This window comes from Luteimonas changyuni (genome assembly GCF_039548395.1).
Lineage (GTDB): Bacteria > Pseudomonadota > Gammaproteobacteria > Xanthomonadales > Xanthomonadaceae > Luteimonas.
On the sequence record NZ_JBCLUZ010000006.1, the window covers coordinates 57,646 to 74,991 of the forward strand.

Consider the following 17,346-nt stretch of genomic DNA (forward strand, 5'->3'; position numbering starts at 1 on the left):
TTCACCCGGCGGCCCGGTGCAACCGGCGCCGCCGGCCCGGCATGGGCGGTCGCCGCGCAGCGGCGGTCGCTGATGCCCTTGTGTGCGTTGTCGGCATGGCTTGGACCGTGGTCGCGGCCCAGGCGTTCGCCGCCGAGCTTCGGGTGGCACCTGGCGTCCCGCTCCAGTCGGTGATCGAAGCCGCGGCGCCAGGCGACACCGTTCGCCTGGAGGCCGGCCGGCACGCAGGCCCGGTCGTCATCGACAGGGCACTCTCGCTGGTCGGCGAGCCCGGCGCGGTGCTGTCCGGGCCCGGTGCCGGCAGCGTGGTCACGGTCACGGCCCCGGATGTGCGCGTCCACGGGCTCCAGATCAGCGGGTCGGGCACCGACCTGGCGGCGATGGACTCGGCGATCCTGGTCCAGGAGTCCGCGTCGCGGGCAGACGTGCGTGACAACAAGCTGGTCGACAACCTGTTCGGCGTTTATCTCCATGGAGCCGCAGGCTCGATCGTGGAAGGCAACGTCATCACCGGGTTCAAGGACATGCGCCTGGCAGAAGCCGGCAACGGCGTCACGATCTGGAACGCCCCCGGCGCCGAGGTGATCGGCAACACCATCAGCCATGGCCGCGACGGCATCTACGTCAGGGTCAGCAACCGGAACACCTTCCGGGACAACACCTTTTCCAACCTGCGCTTCGCGATCCACTACATGTACACCCACGACAGCCGGATCATCGGCAACACGTCCCGCGGCAACCACGTCGGCTGGGCGATCATGTTTTCCAAAGGCCTGGAAATCCGCGACAACGTGTCCATCAACGACAGGGACCATGGCCTGATGCTCAATGCCACCAATGATTCGCGGGTGGTTGGCAACACGGTCCGCAACGGCGGCGAAAAGTGCGTGTTCATCTACAACGCCAACCAGAACCAGATGACGGACAACTGGCTCGAGGGCTGCCCGATCGGCGTCCATTTCACCGCTGGCTCCGAAGGCAACGCCCTGAGTGGCAACGCATTCGTGGCCAACCGGATGCAGATCAAATACGTGGGCACGCGCCACATGGACTGGGCGTCGGAGGGTCGGGGCAATTACTGGAGCGACAATCCGGCTTATGACCTGGATGGCGACGGCATCGGCGACCGGCCGTACCGGCCCAACGACGTGATGGACGAGATCTTGTGGACACTGCCGCAGGCCAAGGCGCTGGTGAGCAGCCCGGCGGTGCAGATGGTGCGCTGGGCACAGTCGCGCTTCCCCGCCCTGTCCACGGGCGGCGTGGTGGACAGCGCCCCACTCATGCGTCCGCCGCAGATGCCGCAGGATGACGCACGATGAGCGTCATTGCCCAGTGGAACGACGTGACGCGGCGATACGGCGACGTGGTTGCGGTGCAGGACGTCACCCTTGCCCTGCATGCCGGTGAAGCGACCGCCCTGGTCGGCCACAACGGCGCCGGCAAGACCACGCTGATCAAGCTCCTGCTCGGACTCGTGCGGCCCGATGAGGGCACAGTGCGCGTGGCGGGCGTCGACCCGGCCGGTGCCCACGGCGCCGAAGCCCGGCGCACGCTTGGCTTCCTGCCCGAGAACGTCGCCTTCCACGGCGCGATGACCGGCAATGAGCTGATGACGTTCTATGCGGGGCTGAAGCGCCACTCGCCGCGTCGCAACGGCGAACTGCTGGAGATGGTCGGGATCGCGCACGCAGCCAAACGCCGGGTTTCGACCTACTCCAAGGGCATGCGGCAGCGGCTGGGAATTGCACAGGCGCTGATCGGAGAGCCGCGCCTGCTGCTGTTCGACGAACCGACCAGTGGCCTGGACCCGGCGTCCAGGGTCGATGTGTTCAACACCATCGACATGCTGCGCGGCAGCGGCGCCACGGTACTGGTCTGCACCCACGCCCTGGCCGAGGTCGAGAACCGGGTGGACCGGGTGGCGGTCATGCATCGCGGCAACCTGCTGGCGGCCGGTACCCTGGACGATCTGCGCGAGGGCGCGGTGCCGGATGCAAGGCTCCGGCTGCGCGTGCGCGACGGCAGCCACGATACGGCGCAACTGCTTGCGAGGCTTCCGGCAGGAAGCCGGTGCACGGTGCGTACCGATGGCACGCTCGTGCTCAGCGTGCCGGCTGCGGAAAAGATGGCCGCGCTGCGCACCCTGGCAACAGTCGACGGCATCGAGGACATCACTACGGCGACGCCGGGACTCGAGGATCTTTACCGCCATCTGGTGGAGCAGGAGGCGAGTGCGGCATGAACGTCCTGAAGCTTGCCATGCAGGAGGTGCGGGCCGGGCTGCGAAACCGCTGGGTGGTCGCGACCACGCTGCTGCTGGCCGCGCTGTCGCTGTCACTGGTGCTGCTCGGCAGTGCCCCCACAGGTGCGGTCAGGGCCGACCCGATGGCGGTCGTGGTGGTGAGCCTGGCCAGCCTCACGATCTTCCTGGTGCCCCTGATTGCCCTGCTGCTGTCGTTCGACGCCATCGTGGGCGAGCAGGAGCGCGGCACGCTGATGCTGCTGCTGTCCTATCCGGTGGCACGCTGGCAGGTGGTCGTGGGCAAGGCGCTGGGCCACGTGTGCATCCTGGGCATTGCCACCCTGCTCGGCTATGGCGTCGCGGCGGGCGCGCTGGCCATGGGCAGCGAATCCGACTCGCTTGCCTGGGGCGCCTTCTCGATGATGGTGCTCACCTCGATCATGCTGGGTGCGGCGTTCGTGTCGATGGGCGTGCTGGCCAGCACCCTGGTGCGCGAGCGTGCCACCGCGGCCGGCCTGGCCGTCGGCGCCTGGCTGGTGTTCGTGCTGCTCTACGACACCGCCCTGCTGGGCATCCTGGTAGCCGACCAGGGCCGCTACGTGACCCAGAACGTGCTGGACGCACTGCTGCTGCTCAATCCGGCGGACGTCTACCGGATCTTCAACATGACCGCCAACGACAGCGTGGCCCTCTACAGCGGCCTGGCCGGCCCCGGCAACGCGGCGCCAATGCCCGCGGGCGTCCTGCTCGCGGTACTCGCAGCCTGGGTGGTGGTTCCGTTGGGCCTGGCGGTCCTTGCATTCAGGAGAAGACCGATATGAGGATTGGACGATTGACATGGGCAGCCCTTGGCCTGGCGATGCTGCTGGCCACCGGGTGTGACAGGGCCGGTCCCGCAGGACCGCCTCCGGTCGCCGCCGAAGTCCCGGACGATGCAACCGGCCACTACTGCGGAATGCTGCTCTCCGACCACGAAGGCCCCAAGGGGCAGATCCACCTGGAGAGCCGCGAGGGTCCGATCTGGTTCTCGTCGGTACGCGACACCGTCGCCTTCCTGCGCCTGCCGGAGGAAGCCCGCGACGTGTCGGCGGTCTACGTCAACGACATGGGGCTGGCCCGCAGCTGGGAGCACCCGGAGGCGGGCACCTGGGTGGATGCGCGCAACGCGTGGTTCGTGGTGGAAAGCACCATGACCGGCGGCATGGGCGCGCCGGAGGCGGTGCCGTTCTCCACGGAGCCGGCGGCGGAGACGTTCCGCGCCGAGCACGGCGGGCGGATCGTCCGCCTGGACGGCATTCCCGACGACTACGTCCTCGGGCCGGTGGATCTGTCACCGACGATGCCGGGCGCGATGGACCACGGCGACGGTACGCATGACACTGCCGGGCAACCGGCCGACGGCCACGAACCTGCGGCTGCCGACAGCCATCGGCAGCATCCCGACCACTGAGGATCGAGCCATGCTCAAGCGCCGACGCTTTCTCTCCATCGCCGCCATGTGCGCGGCCATGGGATCCATGCCGGGCGGTCTTGCACTGGCGGCGGTTGCGTCGTCGCTGCGACCCACCGTCTGGAAGGGCGTGGCGCTGGGCGCACCGGCCTCGATGACGCTGGTACACCCCGACCGCCCGCATGCGCAGGCGATGGTCGCCCGCTGCGTGGCCGAGGTCGGGCGGCTTGAATCCGTGTTCAGCCTGTACCGGCCCGATTCCGCACTCTCGCGCCTCAACGCGACCGGCCTGCTGGAGTATCCGCCGACGGAGCTGGTCGAGCTTTTGTCGTTCGGTCTTTCGCTGGCGCAGCGCAGCGGCGGTGCATTCGACCCCACCGTGCAACCGTTGCTGCGGCTGTATTTCGAGCACTTTTCCAGGCCGGATGCGTCGCCGCGGGGTCCGTCGCCCCAGGCCATCGCCCATGCGCGACAGCGCGTCGGATTCGCCGATGTCGAAGTGGGCGCGGCCCGGATACGGCTGGGTCGGCCCGGCGCGGCGATTTCGCTGAATGGCGTGGCGCAGGGCTTCATCACCGATCGGATCGCCGACCTGCTGCTGGCCGACGGGTTCGGCAACGTGCTGATCGACGTGGGCGAGGGGCGCGCGCTCGGACACAGGCCGGATGGCGGGCCCTGGCGCGCCGCGGTGGTCGACCCGACCGACCCGGGCCGCACGCTGTTCGAACTGCCGCTGGGCAGCGACCACGGCGAGCATCGCGCATTGGCAACGTCCGGCGGCTACGGCACGCGCTTCGGGTCCGACCCGGATCTCCATCACCTGCTGGATCCCCGCACCGGCCGCAGCGCCAACCACCATGCGTCGGTGTCGGTCACTGCGCCGCGGGCGACACTCGCCGACGGACTTTCCACCACCCTCTCGATCCTGTCGCCGGCGCGTCGCGGACCGTTGCTCGCGGACTACCCGTCGGTGCGCACCTGGTTCGTCGACGCCGCCGGCCGCGTGACCGGCCCTGACGGCAAACCGGCGGCATAGGCCAGGGACCCCGCAGGGGCTGTCGATCGCGCGTGCCGGTTGAGGGCCTCGGCACCCGCGCGCCCGCTGCAACGCCGAGCGCCGTCGTGGTCGGGAGGCCGTCGCGAGGAAGACCCACAAAAAAAGGCGAGGGCTCGCGCCCCCGCCTTCAACAGTCAGGATGCCGGCTGCCGCTTACTCGACGCTGATGCTGCCGTTCATGAGCGCCGCGTGGCCGGGGAAGCTGCAGAAGAACTTGTAGGGCCCGTCGCCCTGGAGCTCGCTGACCGCGAAGGTGACCGAGGTGGTTTCCCCGCCACCGATCATGTCGGTGTGGGCGATGACCTTGTCGTCATCGGACTTGATGAAGCCCGCCTCGAGGCCGGCCGCCATGCCGTCGGCCGAAACCTGCGCCATGTCGGCCGCCGTGGTCACCACCACGTTGTGGCCCATGGCGGCGACGGGCATCTTGCCCACGTGCTTGAGCGTGATGGTGAACTCGGCGCACGAAGCGGGGACGGTGATGGAATTCACGTTGAACTGCATCGCGTCATTGCCTTCGATCTCGGTTTCACAGCCGTTGATCACCGCGACCTTGCTGCCCTTCGCGGGCGCCTTCGATGTCGCAGCCGGCGTGGTGTCGGCGGCCGGTGGCGTCGCCTCGGCCGGCGTGTCCGCGGCCGGGGCCGCAGGCGATGCGGCATCCGGCGCGGCATCGGTTGCCGCGGGCGGCGACGCCGTCTCGCCACAGGCGGACAGGGCCAGCGCACAGGCGGCGGTCAACACTGCGATCTTGATGTTCATGCATAAACTCCTGGAGGAAGAGGGGGACATGCTTTCGCAAACAACGTTGCGCGCCGTGAAGGGCGCATGCCGGGAGCACAAGATACGCTCAAGGCGCGCCCACCGCCCTGGAGCACCGCGTGGGCCGGGACCCACCGGCTACGTGCCCGATACGGATGGCAGGGCGACGGTGCGGCCTGCCTGGTCGATGCGGACAGTGGAATGGCGCGCCTGGAGGGATTCGAACCCCCGACCAATGGCTTCGGAAGCCACTACTCTATCCGGCTGAGCTACAGGCGCGCAGACCGCCATTTTCCACTATCTGGCGAATTGAAGCGAGGGGCCCGCACGCGGCCCTGGCGGTGCGCTGTCGCGCTGCTGGGTCCGCCGCCTTGGCCACGCCCCGGCGGTACCATATCGGCCATGTCCTACGAACGTTTCGAGGCACGCGTCCCCGCCGCGCCCAGCTGGCGCGAGCGCCCGGGCCTGTATTGGAAGCTGATGCGCGCCGACCGGCCGATCGGCTGGCTGCTGCTGCTCTGGCCGACCTGGTGGGGCCTGTGGATCGCGGCCGGAGGCGTGCCGCCGCTGTGGATACTGTTCGTCTTCAGCGCAGGCGTCTGGCTGACGCGCGGCGCAGGCTGCGTCATCAACGACTACGCCGACCGCTGGCTGGATCCGCACGTCGAGCGCACCCGCGAGCGCCCGCTGGCCACCGGCGCGGTCCGCGGCCGAGAGGCGCTGGCACTGTTCGCGGTACTGATGCTGGCGGCTTTCGCCCTGGTGCTCACGCTCAACCGGCTGACCATCCTGATGAGCTTCGTCGGCGTGTTCCTGGCCGCGACCTATCCGTACCTGAAGCGCTACACGCACCTGCCTCAGGTCTACCTGGGCATGGCCTTCGGCTGGGGCATCCCGATGGCTTTCGCGGCGGTGCAGGGCGAGGTGCCGCCGGTCGCCTGGGTGCTGTACGCGGCCAACATCCTCTGGTCGACCGCCTATGACACCTGGTACGCGATGGTCGACCGCGACGACGACATCAAGGTCGGCTCGAAGTCGACCGCGGTGCTGTTCGGCGACATGGACCTGGTGGCGCAGGGCGTGCTGTACGCACTGACCTTCCTCGGCCTGGCGCTGGTCGGCCGCCAGGCGGGCCTGGGCACGTGGTACTGGGCCGGCCTGGGCGTGGCGCTTGCGCTGGTGGCCTGGCAGTTCCGGATCTGCCGCAACCGCGAGCGCGGGCCCTGCTTCCGGGCCTTCCTGCACAACCACTGGGTCGGGATGGCGGTGTTCGCCGGCATCGCCGCCGACCTCGCGCTGCGCGGTAGGGCGTGACCGCGGCGCCGGCATCGGCCTTGGCCATGACCGCAAGGGGGCCGGCGCGACCATGACGCGGCCGAGGCATCGACTCTGGCCCAATGGCCGCCGGTCCTCCCGGCCTGGCTCTTGATGGCGCAGACGCCCGACATTCCGCCCGACCCCGTGCAGCGCCCTTCGGCGCTGTCGGCGATGCGCTACCCGATCTTCCGCCGGGTCTGGTTCGCGAGCGCGTCATCGAACTTCGGCGGCATGATCCAGTCGGTCGGCGCGTCCTGGCTGATGATCTCGATCGCGGACTCCGCCGACATGGTCGCCCTGGTGCAGGCTTCGGTCGCGCTGCCGGTGATGCTGTTCTCGCTGGTGGCCGGCGCGATGGCCGACAACTTCGACCGCCGCAGGATGATGCTGGGCGCACAGGTGTTCATGCTGCTGGTGTCGGTGGCATTGGCGCTGTGCACCTGGGCGGGGCTGATCACGCCGTGGCTGCTGCTGCTCTTCACCTTCCTGATCGGCTGCGGCGCCGCCTTCAACGCGCCGGCCTGGCAGGCATCGGTGGGCGACATGGTGCCGCGCGCTGAGCTGCCCGGCGCGGTGGCCTTCAACAGCATGGGCTTCAACATCGCGCGCAGCGTCGGCCCGGCGGTCGGCGGAGCCATCGTGGCCGCCGCCGGGGCTGCGGCTGCGTTCGCGGTCAACGCGGTGAGCTATGTCGCCCTGGTCGTGGTGCTGGCCCGCTGGCAGCCCGAGCCGAAGCCGCGGCTGCTGCCGCGTGAAGCGCTCGGCAGCGCGATGGCGGCGGGCGTGCGCTACGTGATGATGTCACCGGTCATCCGCACGGTGCTGGGACGCGCCTTCGTCTTCGGCCTGGGCGCGAGCGCGGTGATGGCGCTGATGCCGCTGGTCGCCAGGGACCTCATCGTCGGCGGCCCGCTGACCTACGGCCTGCTGCTGGGGGCGTTCGGCCTCGGCGCCATCGGCGGCGCGATGGGCAGCACGCACCTGCGTGGCGCGCTGTCGAACGAGGGCCTGGTGCGCTGGGCCTGCCTCGCCTTCGCGGTCGCTGCGGCCGGCGCGGCCATGAGCCCCTGGCTGCCGCTGACGATGGTGGCGCTGCTGCTGGGCGGCGCGTCGTGGGTGCTGGCGCTGTCGACGTTCAACGTCACGGTGCAGCTGTCCACGCCGCGCTGGGTCGTGGCGCGCGCGCTGTCGCTGTACCAGATGGCGGCGTTCGGCGGCATGGCGCTGGGCAGCTGGCTGTGGGGCTTCATCGCCGAAAAGGGCGACGTGCGCATCGCGCTGGCCGGCGCCGCGCTGGTGATGGTCGCCTGCGCGCTGCTCGGCGTCTGGCGTCCGCTGGCCAGGCTGACCGAACTCAACCTTGATCCGCTCAGCCGCTGGAAGGAACCCGCCACCGCCGTGCCGGTCCAGCCGCGCACCGGGCCGGTGGTGATCACGATCGAATACCTGATCGACGAGCAGGACGTCCCGGAGTTCCTCCACGCGATGGCGGAGCGGCGTCGCATCCGCCGCCGCGACGGCGCCCGCAACTGGCGGGTGCTGCGCGACCTCGCCGATCCGCAGGTGTGGATCGAACGCTACGCGACGCCCACCTGGCTCGAGTACGTCCGCCACAACAGCCGCCTGACCCACGACGATGCGACCATCCCGGCCCAGCTGCGCGCGCTGCACCGCGGCGCCGACGGACCACGGGTGCGGCGGATGATCGAGCGCCAGCCGAGCGACCTGCACACGGTGCCGGTCTCGGGGCCGCAGGCCCTCACCGAGCCGGTGACCGATCCCCGGGGCTCGTAAGGCGCCGCGGCGCGGCTAGGGCGCGCGGGCGCAGATCCAGGCGTCCACCCGGTCCACGCCGGCATCGAACAGGGCATCGGCGGCGGCGTGCAGGGTGGCGCCGGTGGTCATGACGTCATCCACCAGCACGACGTGCGGCGGCGGCGCGCCGCGGCCGGCCACCACGAAGGCGTCGCGCAGGTTGCCGACGCGGGCGTCGGCGTCCAGGCGCGACTGCGCCGATGTGTTGCGGATGCGCAGCAGCAGTCCCGCGTGCACCGGCAGCTCCAGCGTCCGCCCAAGCGGATGCGCGAGCTCAAGCGCCTGGTTGTAGCCACGCTGGCGCATGCGCGCACGGTGCAGCGGCACGGGTACCAGGACATCGGGCCGCGCGAGGCCGGCGAAGCAGGCGGCCATGGCATGGGCCAGCAGGCGGCCGGCCGCGAGGTCGCGGTGGAACTTGAGGCGCGGCAGAAGGCGGTCCAGCGGGAATCCGTAGAGGAAGGCGGCGTGGACTTCGGAGAGCGGCGGCGGGTCGTGCTGGCAGGCGCTGCAGAGGCGGGGTTGGTGGACCCGCGAAGGCCGCGGCGGACCGGGGGCCCCCGCTGCTGCAGCGTTCGCGCCAGGCGCCGGCTGCGGCAGCGGCATCGCGCAGGACAGGCAGGCCGGCGGCATCCACGGCAGGCCCGCCTCGCAGGCCGGGCACAGGTCGAGCCGGCCGCGGGCCGGTTCTCCGCAAACCAGGCAGCGTGGTGCCCACAGGCAGCGGCCGAGCCGGCCGAACCAGCCGTCAACCGCGATGGCCTGCGCGAGGTTGACAGGTGCAGGCATGCTTTCCAGACTGCCCGGTCAGCTCCGCAAGCGCCTTCAGGATCACGCCATGCCCGCCGTCAGTGAATTCCGCGCCGGTGACGCCGCCGCCCCGCGCCACGACTGGACCCGCACCGAGGTGGAGGCGCTGCTCGACCTGCCGCTGCCCGAACTGCTGTTCCGCGCCGCCAGCGTCCATCGCCAGGCCTTCGACCCGGCCGAAGTGCAGGTCAGCACCCTGCTGTCGGTGAAGACCGGCGGCTGCCCCGAGGACTGCGCCTACTGCCCCCAGGCGCAGCGCTACGACACCGGCGTCGATGCGCAGAAGCTGATGGAAACCGATGCGGTGCTGGAGAAGGCCCGCCAGGCCAAGGCCGCCGGTGCCTCGCGCTTCTGCATGGGCGCCGCCTGGCGCTCGCCCAAGGACCGCGACATCCCCAAGGTCGCGGCGATGATCGCCGGCGTGAAGTCGCTGGGCCTCGAAACCTGCGCCACGCTGGGCATGCTCACCGGCACCCAGGCGCAGGCGCTGAAGGACGCCGGCCTCGACTACTACAACCACAACATCGACACCGACCCCGAGCACTACGGCAGCATCATCCGCACCCGCGAGCTGCAGGACCGCTTCGACACCCTCGAACACGTGCGCGACGCCGGGCTCAAGACCTGCTGCGGCGGCATCGTCGGCATGGGGGAGACCCGCCGCCAGCGCGCCGGCTTCCTGCAGACCCTGGCGACGATGCCCGCGCATCCGGACTCGGTGCCGATCAACCGCCTGGTGCAGGTGGAAGGCACGCCGCTGCACGGCACCGCCGAGCTCGATCCCTTCGAGTTCGTGCGCACGATCGCGGTCGCGCGCCTGCTGATGCCGAAGTCGATGGTGCGGCTGTCGGCCGGCCGCGAGCAGATGTCCGACGAGCTGCAGGCGCTGTGCTTCAGCGCCGGCGCCAACTCCATTTTCCACGGCGAGAAGCTGCTGACCACCGGCAACCCGGACGTCGCCCACGACCAGGCGCTGTTCGACCGCCTGGGCCTGCGCGCGATGGCGATCAGCGTCGATGCCGAAGGCCACGACCAGGCCGGCACCGTGCACGCCGACATCGTCGCCCCGCCGCCGCGGACCTGCGCGGCCTAGGAGCGCGCCATGCCCGCCAAGCGCCCCGACCTCCGTCGCCGCGCGCAGGCCCAGCGCGCCGAAGCGCTGGCGCGCGACCTGGTGCGCAGCCGCCGCGTGGTCGGCCGTCGCGACGGCGTGCGCATGGAGATCGACGGCCGCTGGCTGCTGGACTTCTGCGGCAACGACTACCTCGGCCTGTCACAGCAGTTCCAGGTGGTCGATGCGATGCAGGGCGCCGCCGCCCGCGACGGCGTCGGCGGCACCGGCTCGCACCTGGTCAGCGGCCACCACGTTGCCCACGAGGCGCTGGAGCGCGAGGTCGCGGACTGGCTGGAAGTGCCGCGCGCGCTGGTGTTCGGCAGTGGCTACATGGCCAATCTTGCCGTGCAGCAGGCGCTGCTCGGCGACGGCGACACCAGCGTCCAGGACCGACTCAACCACGCCAGCCTGATCGACGGCGCGCGCCTGGCCGGCTGCCGCCTGCGCCGCTATCCCCACGGTGATGCCGAAGGCGCGCTGCGCCAGCTGCGCACCGTGCCCACGGGCGCTGCGATGCTGGCCACCGACGGCGTCTTCAGCATGGACGGTGACGTTGCCCCGCTGCGCCAGCTGGCGCTGGCCGCGCGCGTGCAGTCGGCGCTGCTGTATGTCGACGATGCCCACGGCATTGGGGTGCTCGGCCCCGGCGGCCGCGGCAGCGTGGCCGACGCGCGCCTGGGCGTGGCCGACGTGCCCCTGCAGCTGGTCACCCTGGGCAAGGCCCTGGGCAGCTACGGCGCGGTGGTGGCCGGCGACATCGATCTCATCGACCACCTTGCCGGCACCGCGCGTCCCTATCTGTACACCACGGCGCTGCCGCCACCGCAGGCCGCCGCGGCGCTGGCCGCGGTGAAGCTCGCGCGCCGCGAGCACTGGCGGCGCGAGAAGCTGGTCGCGCTGGTGCAGCGCTTCCGCGAGGGCATGCAGGCGTTGGGCTTCGAGCTGCCGCATTCGGAGACGCCGATCCAGCCCGTGCCCTGCGGCGACAACGCGCGCGCGCTGGACATGGCCGCGCGCCTGGAGGCCGAGGGCTTCCGGGTGGCCGCGATCCGCCCGCCGACCGTGCCCGAAGGCCGCGCACGCCTGCGCGTGACCCTGTGCGCCGCGCATGGCGAAGACCAGGTTGACGCGCTGGTGGCCGCGCTTGCCCGCGTCCGCGACCACGTCGACGCCCGCGCGGCCTGACCTCGCCGACATCCGCCGCAAACCGTGTCCACCGACGCCCCTGTCCCCGCCGCGGGCCGCGCCCTAGCCGCCATCGGCGTCGCCCTGTGCGCGTCGCTGTTCTTCACCCTGACCTATGTGATCAACCGCGCCGCCGCCGACCAGGCCATGCACTGGGCGTGGATCGCCTCGCTGCGCTATCTGTTCACGCTGCCGCTGATGCTGCCGCTGATGCCTTTCCAGGGCGGCGCGAAGCCCGTGCTGCGCGCGATCGCGGCCCATCCCGGGGCGTGGCTGCGCAGCTCACTGATCGGGTTTGGCGTGTTCTATCTGGGTCTCAGCTACGCCGCGGCCAGCGGGCCGTCGTGGCTGGTGGCGGGCACGTTCCAGTTCACCGTGATCGCGGGGATGCTGTGCGCGCCGTTCCTGTACCGCGATGCGCGGCGGCGGATCCCGCGCGCAGGGCTGGCGGTGGCGGCGGTGATCTTCGCCGGCGTGCTGCTGATGCAGTTCGGCCATGCCAGCGGCGCGCTGGACCGTGCCGGCTGGATCGCGCTGGCCTGCCTGCTGGCGGCCGCGTTCGCGTTCCCGCTCGGCAACCGCATGTTGCTGCTGCACCTGGAGACTACCGGTGAAACGCTCAACGCCACCCAGCGCGTGTTCGGCATGACCCTGGCCAGCCAGCCGCTGTGGTGGCTGCTGGCGGCGTATGCCTGGACCACGCAGGGCGCGCCGACGGTGGCGCAGCTGTGGCTGGGCGCGGCGGTGGCGCTGTTTGCGGGCGTGATCGCGATGGTGCTGTTCTTCCAGGCCACCGGCATGGTGCGCAGCCAGCCGCTGGCGCTGGGCGGGGTGGAGGCGATGCAGGCCTCCGAGGTGCTGTTCGCGGTGCTGCTGGGCGTGCTGCTGCTGGGTGAAGACTGGCCGCGGGGCGTGGCGCTGGCGGGTGCGGGCGTGGTGGTGCTGGGCATCGTCGGCTTCGCCTGGGTGGTGGCGCGGCCGGCCGCGGGCAGCGTGCGTGCGACCAGGGTGCTGCGGACCGACCGGGGTGCCTGAGCGCGTCATCGCGGCGTGGCGATGGCTGGCCGTCAACTTGAGCGCGCTGCGTCCGGTTGACAGTGTGCGGCACGGTTTCCAGACTTGTCGGCCCACCGCATTGCCCATCCGGAAGAATCCCATGCCTGCCCCCCGGGACGCCCGCGCGCCGCACCGCCAGACGCCGGCGACGAAGTGAGCGCCGACCTGCACATCGACATCCGTGGCCGCGGCGCACCGCTGGTGCTGCTGCACGGCTGGGCGATGCACGGCGGCGTGTTCGCGCCCCTGGTGGAACGCCTTGCCGACCGCTTCGAGCTGCATCTGGTCGACCTGCCGGGCCACGGCCGCAGCCGCGACAGCGCGGTGCCCCTTGAGCCGGACGCCGTGGCCGAGGCCGTGGCCGCGCGCGTGCCGGTGGCGCCGTGGCTGGGCTGGTCGCTGGGCGGCATGTTCGCGCTGCGCGCCGCGGCCACGCGGCCGGAACGGGTGCCGGGGCTGGTGATGATGTGTTCGGCACCGCGTTTTGTGCGCGATGCTGCGGGAATCGCGGCTGTAGCCGCTCCCACAGCGTCACCTCCACCTGTGGGAGCGGCTACAGCCGCGATCGACGACACAGGCCGCTACGGCATGTCGCCGGAGATCTTCGCCGGCTTCGCCGAAGGCCTGCGCAACGACTATCACGGCACGCTTGAACGCTTCATCGCGCTGGAAGCCTTCGGCTCGGACGACTCCCGTGGCGAACTGCGCGCGCTGCGGAGCGAGGTGTTCGCGCGCGGCGAGCCGCCGGCGGCCGCGCTCGCTCGCGGGCTCGACCTGCTGCACGAAGTGGACCAGCGGGCGTTGTTGCCGCTGCTCCAGGTGCCGAGCCTGTGGATCGCCGGCCGCCGCGACCGCGTGGTTGACCCGCGTGCGATGCGCGCCGCCGCCGAGCGGGCGCCGGGCGCGAGCTTCGTCCAGATCGAACACGGCGGCCACGCGCCGTTCCTGACCCACGCCGACCAGGTCGCCGACGCGATCACCGGGTTCCTTGCGCAGGCGTTCGCCGGCGCGCCTGCTGGAACCAGTGCCGGCCACGCCGCGGGGACGCGATGAACCACATCTTCGACCGCCAGCAGGTCCGTCGCGCGTTCTCGCGCGCGGCCGGAAGCTATTCCGCCGCCGCCGACCTGCAGCGCGAGGTCGAGTCGCGGCTGCTGGAATCGCTTGAGTATCTCGGCGAGCAGGCACCGGCGGACATCGTCGACCTCGGCAGCGGCCCCGGTACCGCCGCGGTCGCGCTGCGCCAGCGCTGGCCGAAGGCGCGCGTGGTCGCGATCGACCTCGCCCTGCCGATGCTGCACCAGGTCGCGCCGAAGCGCGGCTGGAATCCGCTGCAACGCCCGATCGACCGCATCTGCGCAGACGCCCGCGCGCTGCCGCTGGCCGACGACAGCGTCGACCTGATCTTCAGCAACCTGTGCCTGCAGTGGGTGGAGGATCTCGATGCGCTGTTCGCCGGCTTCCGCCGCGTGCTGCGCCCCGGCGGCATGCTGCTGTGCTCGACCTTCGGCCCCGAAACCCTGCACGAGCTGCGCGCGGCCTTCGCCGAGGCCGACGACGTCGCGCACGTGTCGCCGTTCGCGGGCATCGCGGAATTCGGCGACGCGCTGATGCGCGCCGGCTTCCGCGACCCGGTGCTCGACCGCGACGTCGACGTGCACGGCCACGCCGGGATGGCCGGGCTGATGCGCGGACTGCGCGAACTCGGCGCCACCAATGCCCTGGCCACGCGCCGCCGCGCGCTGACAGGCCGCGGGCGCTTCGTCGCCGCCCAGGCTGCCTACGAGCAGTGGCGCGGCGGCGACGGCCTGTTGCCGGCCACCTGGGAAACCATCACCGCCATGGCCTGGGCGCCGGCGCACGGGCAGCCGATCCGCGAAGGCGGCGAGGACGTGGCGCGCTTCCCCGCGTCGGGCATCCCGGTACGCCGGCGCCGGGGCTGAGCGGCGCAGCTGCGGCCACGGTTCATCCAGCGCCGGCCATCGCTGCATACACTCGCGCCATGTCGACTGCCTTCCAGCCTCGTCCCGCGCCCCACGGCCCCGACCCGGGCACTCCGCCGCGCACATCGCTTTTTCCGCGCCGGCATCCTCGCCGGCGCGCGCTGCACGTGTTCCCCGCCGCGTGCGCACTCCTGCTGGCCGCCTGCGTCGCGCTCCCGGCGTCCGCGCAGCGCTATTCAATCGACCTGTCGCAGCTCGATCCCGCCGCCGTGCTGTCGCTGGGCGATGAAGTCCTGCTGCGCGCACCCGATCCGGCCATCGACAGGCTGTTCAAGGCCGTCCACGCCAGTTCGCGTTCGGACACTGAATCCGGTGCCCTGTGCGCTCTGTTCGATCCCGGCGCAGCGCGTGACGTGGCCGCGTTCCAGCGCGCCGTCGACCGCCTCGACGACGCCAGCCGCGAACGCTTCGCCCTGGCCTTCACCGATATCGCCATGACCGGCCTGCAGGGCCAGGTGCAGCCCTACGACCCCGTGCACGCACGCCAGGTGCTGAAGTCGGCCGCGGTCAGCGCCACCTTCCTGCACGAGGGCTTCATGCTCGGCATGGCCAGCGAGGGCAGTGACGAGGCCAGCCGCGAAGCGCGCTGCCGCTCGTTCCGCTGGCTGGTGGGGGTACTCGACGGCCTGCCGCAGGCCGATCGCGCCGCGGCCACGCGCTGGCTGCTGCGCGAAGGCCTGACCCTGGTCGGCAGCCCGGGCTGAGGCCTTCAGTCGGGCGAGACCACCAGGTCGCGGTGGAAAAAATAGACCTCGCGCGCCAGGAAGCGCCACTGCGTGCGGAAGCTGCGGAAGCGGGTGCTGGGCGTCGGCGAACCGACGGCGTCGATGCCGAGCTGGCGCGCCAGGCGCAGCGCGCGCGCCATGTGCAGCGGGTCGCTGACCACGATCACGCGCTGCAGGCCATGGTCGGACAGGAGGTCGCGACTGCGTGCCAGGTTCTGCCAGGTGGTCCGCGAGAGGGTCTCGATCAGGATCGCCTGCTCGGGCACGCCGGCGCGGAGCGCGAAGGTGCGCGCGACCTGCGATTCGGAAAAGCGCGCGCCGTCGCCGTAGCCGCCGGTGAACACCAGCACCGGCGCGTGCCCTTGCTCATACAGATCGATGCCGTGGCGGATGCGTTCGGTGAACACCGGCGAGGGGCGGGTGTCGTAGGCCGCGGCACCCAGGACCACGATGGCATCGGCCGGACCGGCCTGGTCGCGGCTGCCGACGTAGACGATCCAGGCCGCGACGCCGAGCAGCCAGAGCATGCCCAGCAGCGTGAACCGGAGCAGCCAGCGCAGCCCGGAGCGTGGCCGCCGGGCCTGGCCGTAGCGCCTGCGGCGCCTCATGCGGCCCACGGCGGTGCGCCGATGTCCACGCGCAGGGTGGCCGAACGCAGCGGCGTGGGTCTCGCATGGGCAGCGATCCGTGCCGCGGCGGCCAGGATGTCGTCGAGATTGGCCACGGCGGGAGGCATGGGTCCAGACTAGCGGAGTTGAACGCATGGTTCAGCAGCCGACGCGAATTTCAGCAGGGTTAAGCGCCAATTCAATGGCCGGGGCCGACCCTGTGTGGTACTCACCCTTGGGGGGGAAGCGACATGCGCAAGATCCTCATCGTCCTCGTCGTGGCCCTGCTGACCGGGTGCGCGACGGGTTATGGCTATAGCGACTACAGCGGCTACGGCTACGGCGACTACTACTACGGCGGCTCGTCGTACTACGACGACGGCTACTACGCGCCCTACGGGGGGTACGGGTATGGATCCGGTTACGGGCCCGGCTATGGCTACGGTGGCCTCGGTTACTACGGTGGCCTTGGCTACCGGGGCGGCTACGGCTATCCCGGGTACGGCTATCCCTGGTACGGCGTTGGCGGCTACTGGTACGGCCGGCCGGGTTATGGACACCGCCCGCCGCACCGTCCGCCGACAGACGATACGCCGCAGCCGCCTCCGAGAAACTCCCACCTGCGTACGCGCGAAGATATCCAGCGGCTTCGCCGCGAGAGGGCTGCAGCACGGCCGCCCGGCGCGTCGGTGCCCGTGCCTGGATCCGGCAGCCCCTCACGCGACCGCCTGCGCAATCCGCCCCGCGACCGGCAGCTCACGCCGCCCCGCGGCGGCAACCTTCCGGCCCAGCGGGTGCCTGGAACCGCGCCGGCGGACAGCCGTCTTCGCGTTCGCCAGCCACAGGGCTTGAATGGCGGGGCGCGTCCGGAGTCCAGGTCGCGCGTGCCTGCAGCAGGTCCTGCCCGGGTCGCTCCCTCGCGACCCGCTCCCGCCAACCGGCTGCGTGTTGCGCCGCCACGCGTTGCACCGGCCCCGCGTGCGGCTCCGCGCAGCGCACCCGCGCCGCGCGCAAGCCGCCCGGCCCCGGCGTCGCGTTCCCGCCTGCAGCGGGAGGACTAGTACCGGACGCCCATCGCATTCCTGCGATCAAGGCGCTTGCGTCGGGGTCGCAGTCGTCGCAAGCTAGGGCCAACTGACCGGTTGCGTCGCTTCCTGACGTAATACGGGGTGACCAATGTCGACACCCGGCGGGGGATC

Annotated in this window: 18 protein-coding genes and 1 tRNA gene; 14 read left to right on the forward strand and 5 right to left on the reverse strand. The window is 71.2% G+C overall.

The annotated features are described in order from the left end of the window. The first annotated feature begins 95 nt into the window (after positions 1-95). The 5 genes from WCD84_RS04270 to WCD84_RS04290 are packed head-to-tail and all read left to right on the forward strand — an operon-like array spanning position 96 to position 4,731. Positions 96-1,322 carry a nitrous oxide reductase family maturation protein NosD gene (locus WCD84_RS04270; RefSeq protein WP_343280545.1) on the forward strand — a complete coding sequence of 409 codons (1,227 nt, stop codon included), beginning with the start codon at positions 96-98 and terminating at the stop codon, positions 1,320-1,322. Next, positions 1,319-2,245 (forward strand): ABC transporter ATP-binding protein, encoded by a 927-nt coding sequence (locus WCD84_RS04275; RefSeq protein ID WP_343254529.1) that lies wholly within the window; start codon positions 1,319-1,321, stop codon positions 2,243-2,245. Before WCD84_RS04270 ends, WCD84_RS04275 begins: the two co-directional genes overlap by 4 nt. Further along, a complete protein-coding gene (locus tag WCD84_RS04280) occupies positions 2,242-3,066 on the forward strand; it encodes an ABC transporter permease (protein WP_343254528.1) in 825 nt (274 codons plus the stop codon). The genes WCD84_RS04275 and WCD84_RS04280 overlap by 4 nt, the downstream gene beginning before the upstream one ends. Before the next feature lie 11 nt (positions 3,067-3,077). After that, complete coding sequence (locus WCD84_RS04285; RefSeq protein ID WP_343278722.1) at positions 3,078-3,695, forward strand: nitrous oxide reductase accessory protein NosL; 618 nt, start codon at positions 3,078-3,080, stop codon at positions 3,693-3,695. A gap of 10 nt (positions 3,696-3,705) precedes the next feature. After that, positions 3,706-4,731 (forward strand): FAD:protein FMN transferase, encoded by a 1,026-nt coding sequence (locus WCD84_RS04290; protein WP_343278723.1) that lies wholly within the window; start codon positions 3,706-3,708, stop codon positions 4,729-4,731. A gap of 174 nt (positions 4,732-4,905) precedes the next feature. Here the strand turns inward: WCD84_RS04290 and azu are convergent, their stop codons facing one another. Together azu and WCD84_RS04300 are read right to left on the reverse strand one after the other, a co-directional pair. Then, entirely contained in the window at positions 4,906-5,514 is a 609-nt protein-coding gene (azu, locus tag WCD84_RS04295; protein WP_343254525.1) for an azurin, read from the reverse strand. A gap of 202 nt (positions 5,515-5,716) precedes the next feature. Next, positions 5,717-5,793 (reverse strand) — tRNA-Arg (locus WCD84_RS04300). 123 nt (positions 5,794-5,916) lie between these two features. Between WCD84_RS04300 and ubiA the strand changes: the two genes are divergently transcribed. After that, positions 5,917-6,828: a 4-hydroxybenzoate octaprenyltransferase gene (ubiA, locus tag WCD84_RS04305; RefSeq protein ID WP_343280546.1), complete on the forward strand. Its 912-nt coding sequence runs from the start codon at positions 5,917-5,919 to the stop codon at positions 6,826-6,828. 114 nt (positions 6,829-6,942) lie between these two features. Then, a complete protein-coding gene (locus WCD84_RS04310; protein ID WP_343254523.1) occupies positions 6,943-8,625 on the forward strand; it encodes an MFS transporter in 1,683 nt (560 codons plus the stop codon). A gap of 15 nt (positions 8,626-8,640) precedes the next feature. Here the strand turns inward: WCD84_RS04310 and WCD84_RS04315 are convergent, their stop codons facing one another. Continuing rightward, the gene (locus WCD84_RS04315) at positions 8,641-9,435 is read right to left on the reverse strand and encodes a ComF family protein (protein WP_343280547.1); all 795 of its coding nucleotides are present in this window, start codon (positions 9,433-9,435) and stop codon (positions 8,641-8,643) included. 49 nt (positions 9,436-9,484) lie between these two features. Between WCD84_RS04315 and bioB the strand changes: the two genes are divergently transcribed. From bioB to WCD84_RS04345, 6 genes are all read left to right on the forward strand, one after another. Beyond that, a complete protein-coding gene (gene bioB, locus WCD84_RS04320) occupies positions 9,485-10,549 on the forward strand; it encodes a biotin synthase BioB (RefSeq protein ID WP_343280548.1) in 1,065 nt (354 codons plus the stop codon). Positions 10,550-10,558: 9 nt separating this feature from the next. Beyond that, positions 10,559-11,755, forward strand: a complete 1,197-nt coding sequence (gene bioF, locus WCD84_RS04325; RefSeq protein WP_343280549.1) for an 8-amino-7-oxononanoate synthase — start codon at positions 10,559-10,561, stop codon at positions 11,753-11,755. Positions 11,756-11,779: 24 nt separating this feature from the next. Further along, positions 11,780-12,790 (forward strand): multidrug resistance efflux transporter family protein, encoded by a 1,011-nt coding sequence (locus tag WCD84_RS04330; protein ID WP_343280550.1) that lies wholly within the window; start codon positions 11,780-11,782, stop codon positions 12,788-12,790. A gap of 186 nt (positions 12,791-12,976) precedes the next feature. After that, the gene (locus tag WCD84_RS04335; RefSeq protein WP_343280581.1) at positions 12,977-13,864 is read left to right on the forward strand and encodes an alpha/beta fold hydrolase; all 888 of its coding nucleotides are present in this window, start codon (positions 12,977-12,979) and stop codon (positions 13,862-13,864) included. Further along, positions 13,861-14,754, forward strand: a complete 894-nt coding sequence (gene bioC, locus WCD84_RS04340; RefSeq protein WP_343254518.1) for a malonyl-ACP O-methyltransferase BioC — start codon at positions 13,861-13,863, stop codon at positions 14,752-14,754. Before WCD84_RS04335 ends, bioC begins: the two co-directional genes overlap by 4 nt. Before the next feature lie 167 nt (positions 14,755-14,921). After that, the gene (locus WCD84_RS04345; RefSeq protein WP_343254517.1) at positions 14,922-15,518 is read left to right on the forward strand and encodes a hypothetical protein; all 597 of its coding nucleotides are present in this window, start codon (positions 14,922-14,924) and stop codon (positions 15,516-15,518) included. A 5-nt stretch (positions 15,519-15,523) separates the two neighbouring features. On the opposite strand, the gene WCD84_RS04350 is transcribed toward WCD84_RS04345, so the two are convergent. Next, positions 15,524-16,147, reverse strand: a complete 624-nt coding sequence (locus tag WCD84_RS04350; RefSeq protein ID WP_449280061.1) for a YdcF family protein — start codon at positions 16,145-16,147, stop codon at positions 15,524-15,526. Next, the gene (locus tag WCD84_RS04355) at positions 16,144-16,275 is read right to left on the reverse strand and encodes a hypothetical protein (protein ID WP_343254516.1); all 132 of its coding nucleotides are present in this window, start codon (positions 16,273-16,275) and stop codon (positions 16,144-16,146) included. The genes WCD84_RS04350 and WCD84_RS04355 overlap by 4 nt, the downstream gene beginning before the upstream one ends. Before the next feature lie 123 nt (positions 16,276-16,398). On the opposite strand from WCD84_RS04355, the gene WCD84_RS04360 reads away from it, so the two are divergent. After that, the gene (locus WCD84_RS04360) at positions 16,399-17,208 is read left to right on the forward strand and encodes a hypothetical protein (protein ID WP_343280551.1); all 810 of its coding nucleotides are present in this window, start codon (positions 16,399-16,401) and stop codon (positions 17,206-17,208) included. Positions 17,209-17,346: the final 138 nt, after the last annotated feature.

Coding starts and splice junctions, on each gene's coding strand:
- WCD84_RS04270 (WP_343280545.1), top strand. CDS start 96: ATGGCTTGGACCGTGGTCGCGGCCCAGGCGTTCGCCGCCGAGCTTCGG.
- WCD84_RS04275 (WP_343254529.1), top strand. CDS start 1,319: ATGAGCGTCATTGCCCAGTGGAACGACGTGACGCGGCGATACGGCGAC.
- WCD84_RS04280 (WP_343254528.1), top strand. CDS start 2,242: ATGAACGTCCTGAAGCTTGCCATGCAGGAGGTGCGGGCCGGGCTGCGA.
- WCD84_RS04290 (WP_343278723.1), top strand. CDS start 3,706: ATGCTCAAGCGCCGACGCTTTCTCTCCATCGCCGCCATGTGCGCGGCC.
- azu (WP_343254525.1), bottom strand. CDS start 5,514: ATGAACATCAAGATCGCAGTGTTGACCGCCGCCTGTGCGCTGGCCCTG.
- ubiA (WP_343280546.1), top strand. CDS start 5,917: ATGTCCTACGAACGTTTCGAGGCACGCGTCCCCGCCGCGCCCAGCTGG.
- WCD84_RS04310 (WP_343254523.1), top strand. CDS start 6,943: ATGGCGCAGACGCCCGACATTCCGCCCGACCCCGTGCAGCGCCCTTCG.
- WCD84_RS04315 (WP_343280547.1), bottom strand. CDS start 9,435: ATGCCTGCACCTGTCAACCTCGCGCAGGCCATCGCGGTTGACGGCTGG.
- bioB (WP_343280548.1), top strand. CDS start 9,485: ATGCCCGCCGTCAGTGAATTCCGCGCCGGTGACGCCGCCGCCCCGCGC.
- bioF (WP_343280549.1), top strand. CDS start 10,559: ATGCCCGCCAAGCGCCCCGACCTCCGTCGCCGCGCGCAGGCCCAGCGC.
- bioC (WP_343254518.1), top strand. CDS start 13,861: ATGAACCACATCTTCGACCGCCAGCAGGTCCGTCGCGCGTTCTCGCGC.
- WCD84_RS04350 (WP_449280061.1), bottom strand. CDS start 16,147: ATGAGGCGCCGCAGGCGCTACGGCCAGGCCCGGCGGCCACGCTCCGGG.
- WCD84_RS04355 (WP_343254516.1), bottom strand. CDS start 16,275: ATGCCTCCCGCCGTGGCCAATCTCGACGACATCCTGGCCGCCGCGGCA.
- WCD84_RS04360 (WP_343280551.1), top strand. CDS start 16,399: ATGCGCAAGATCCTCATCGTCCTCGTCGTGGCCCTGCTGACCGGGTGC.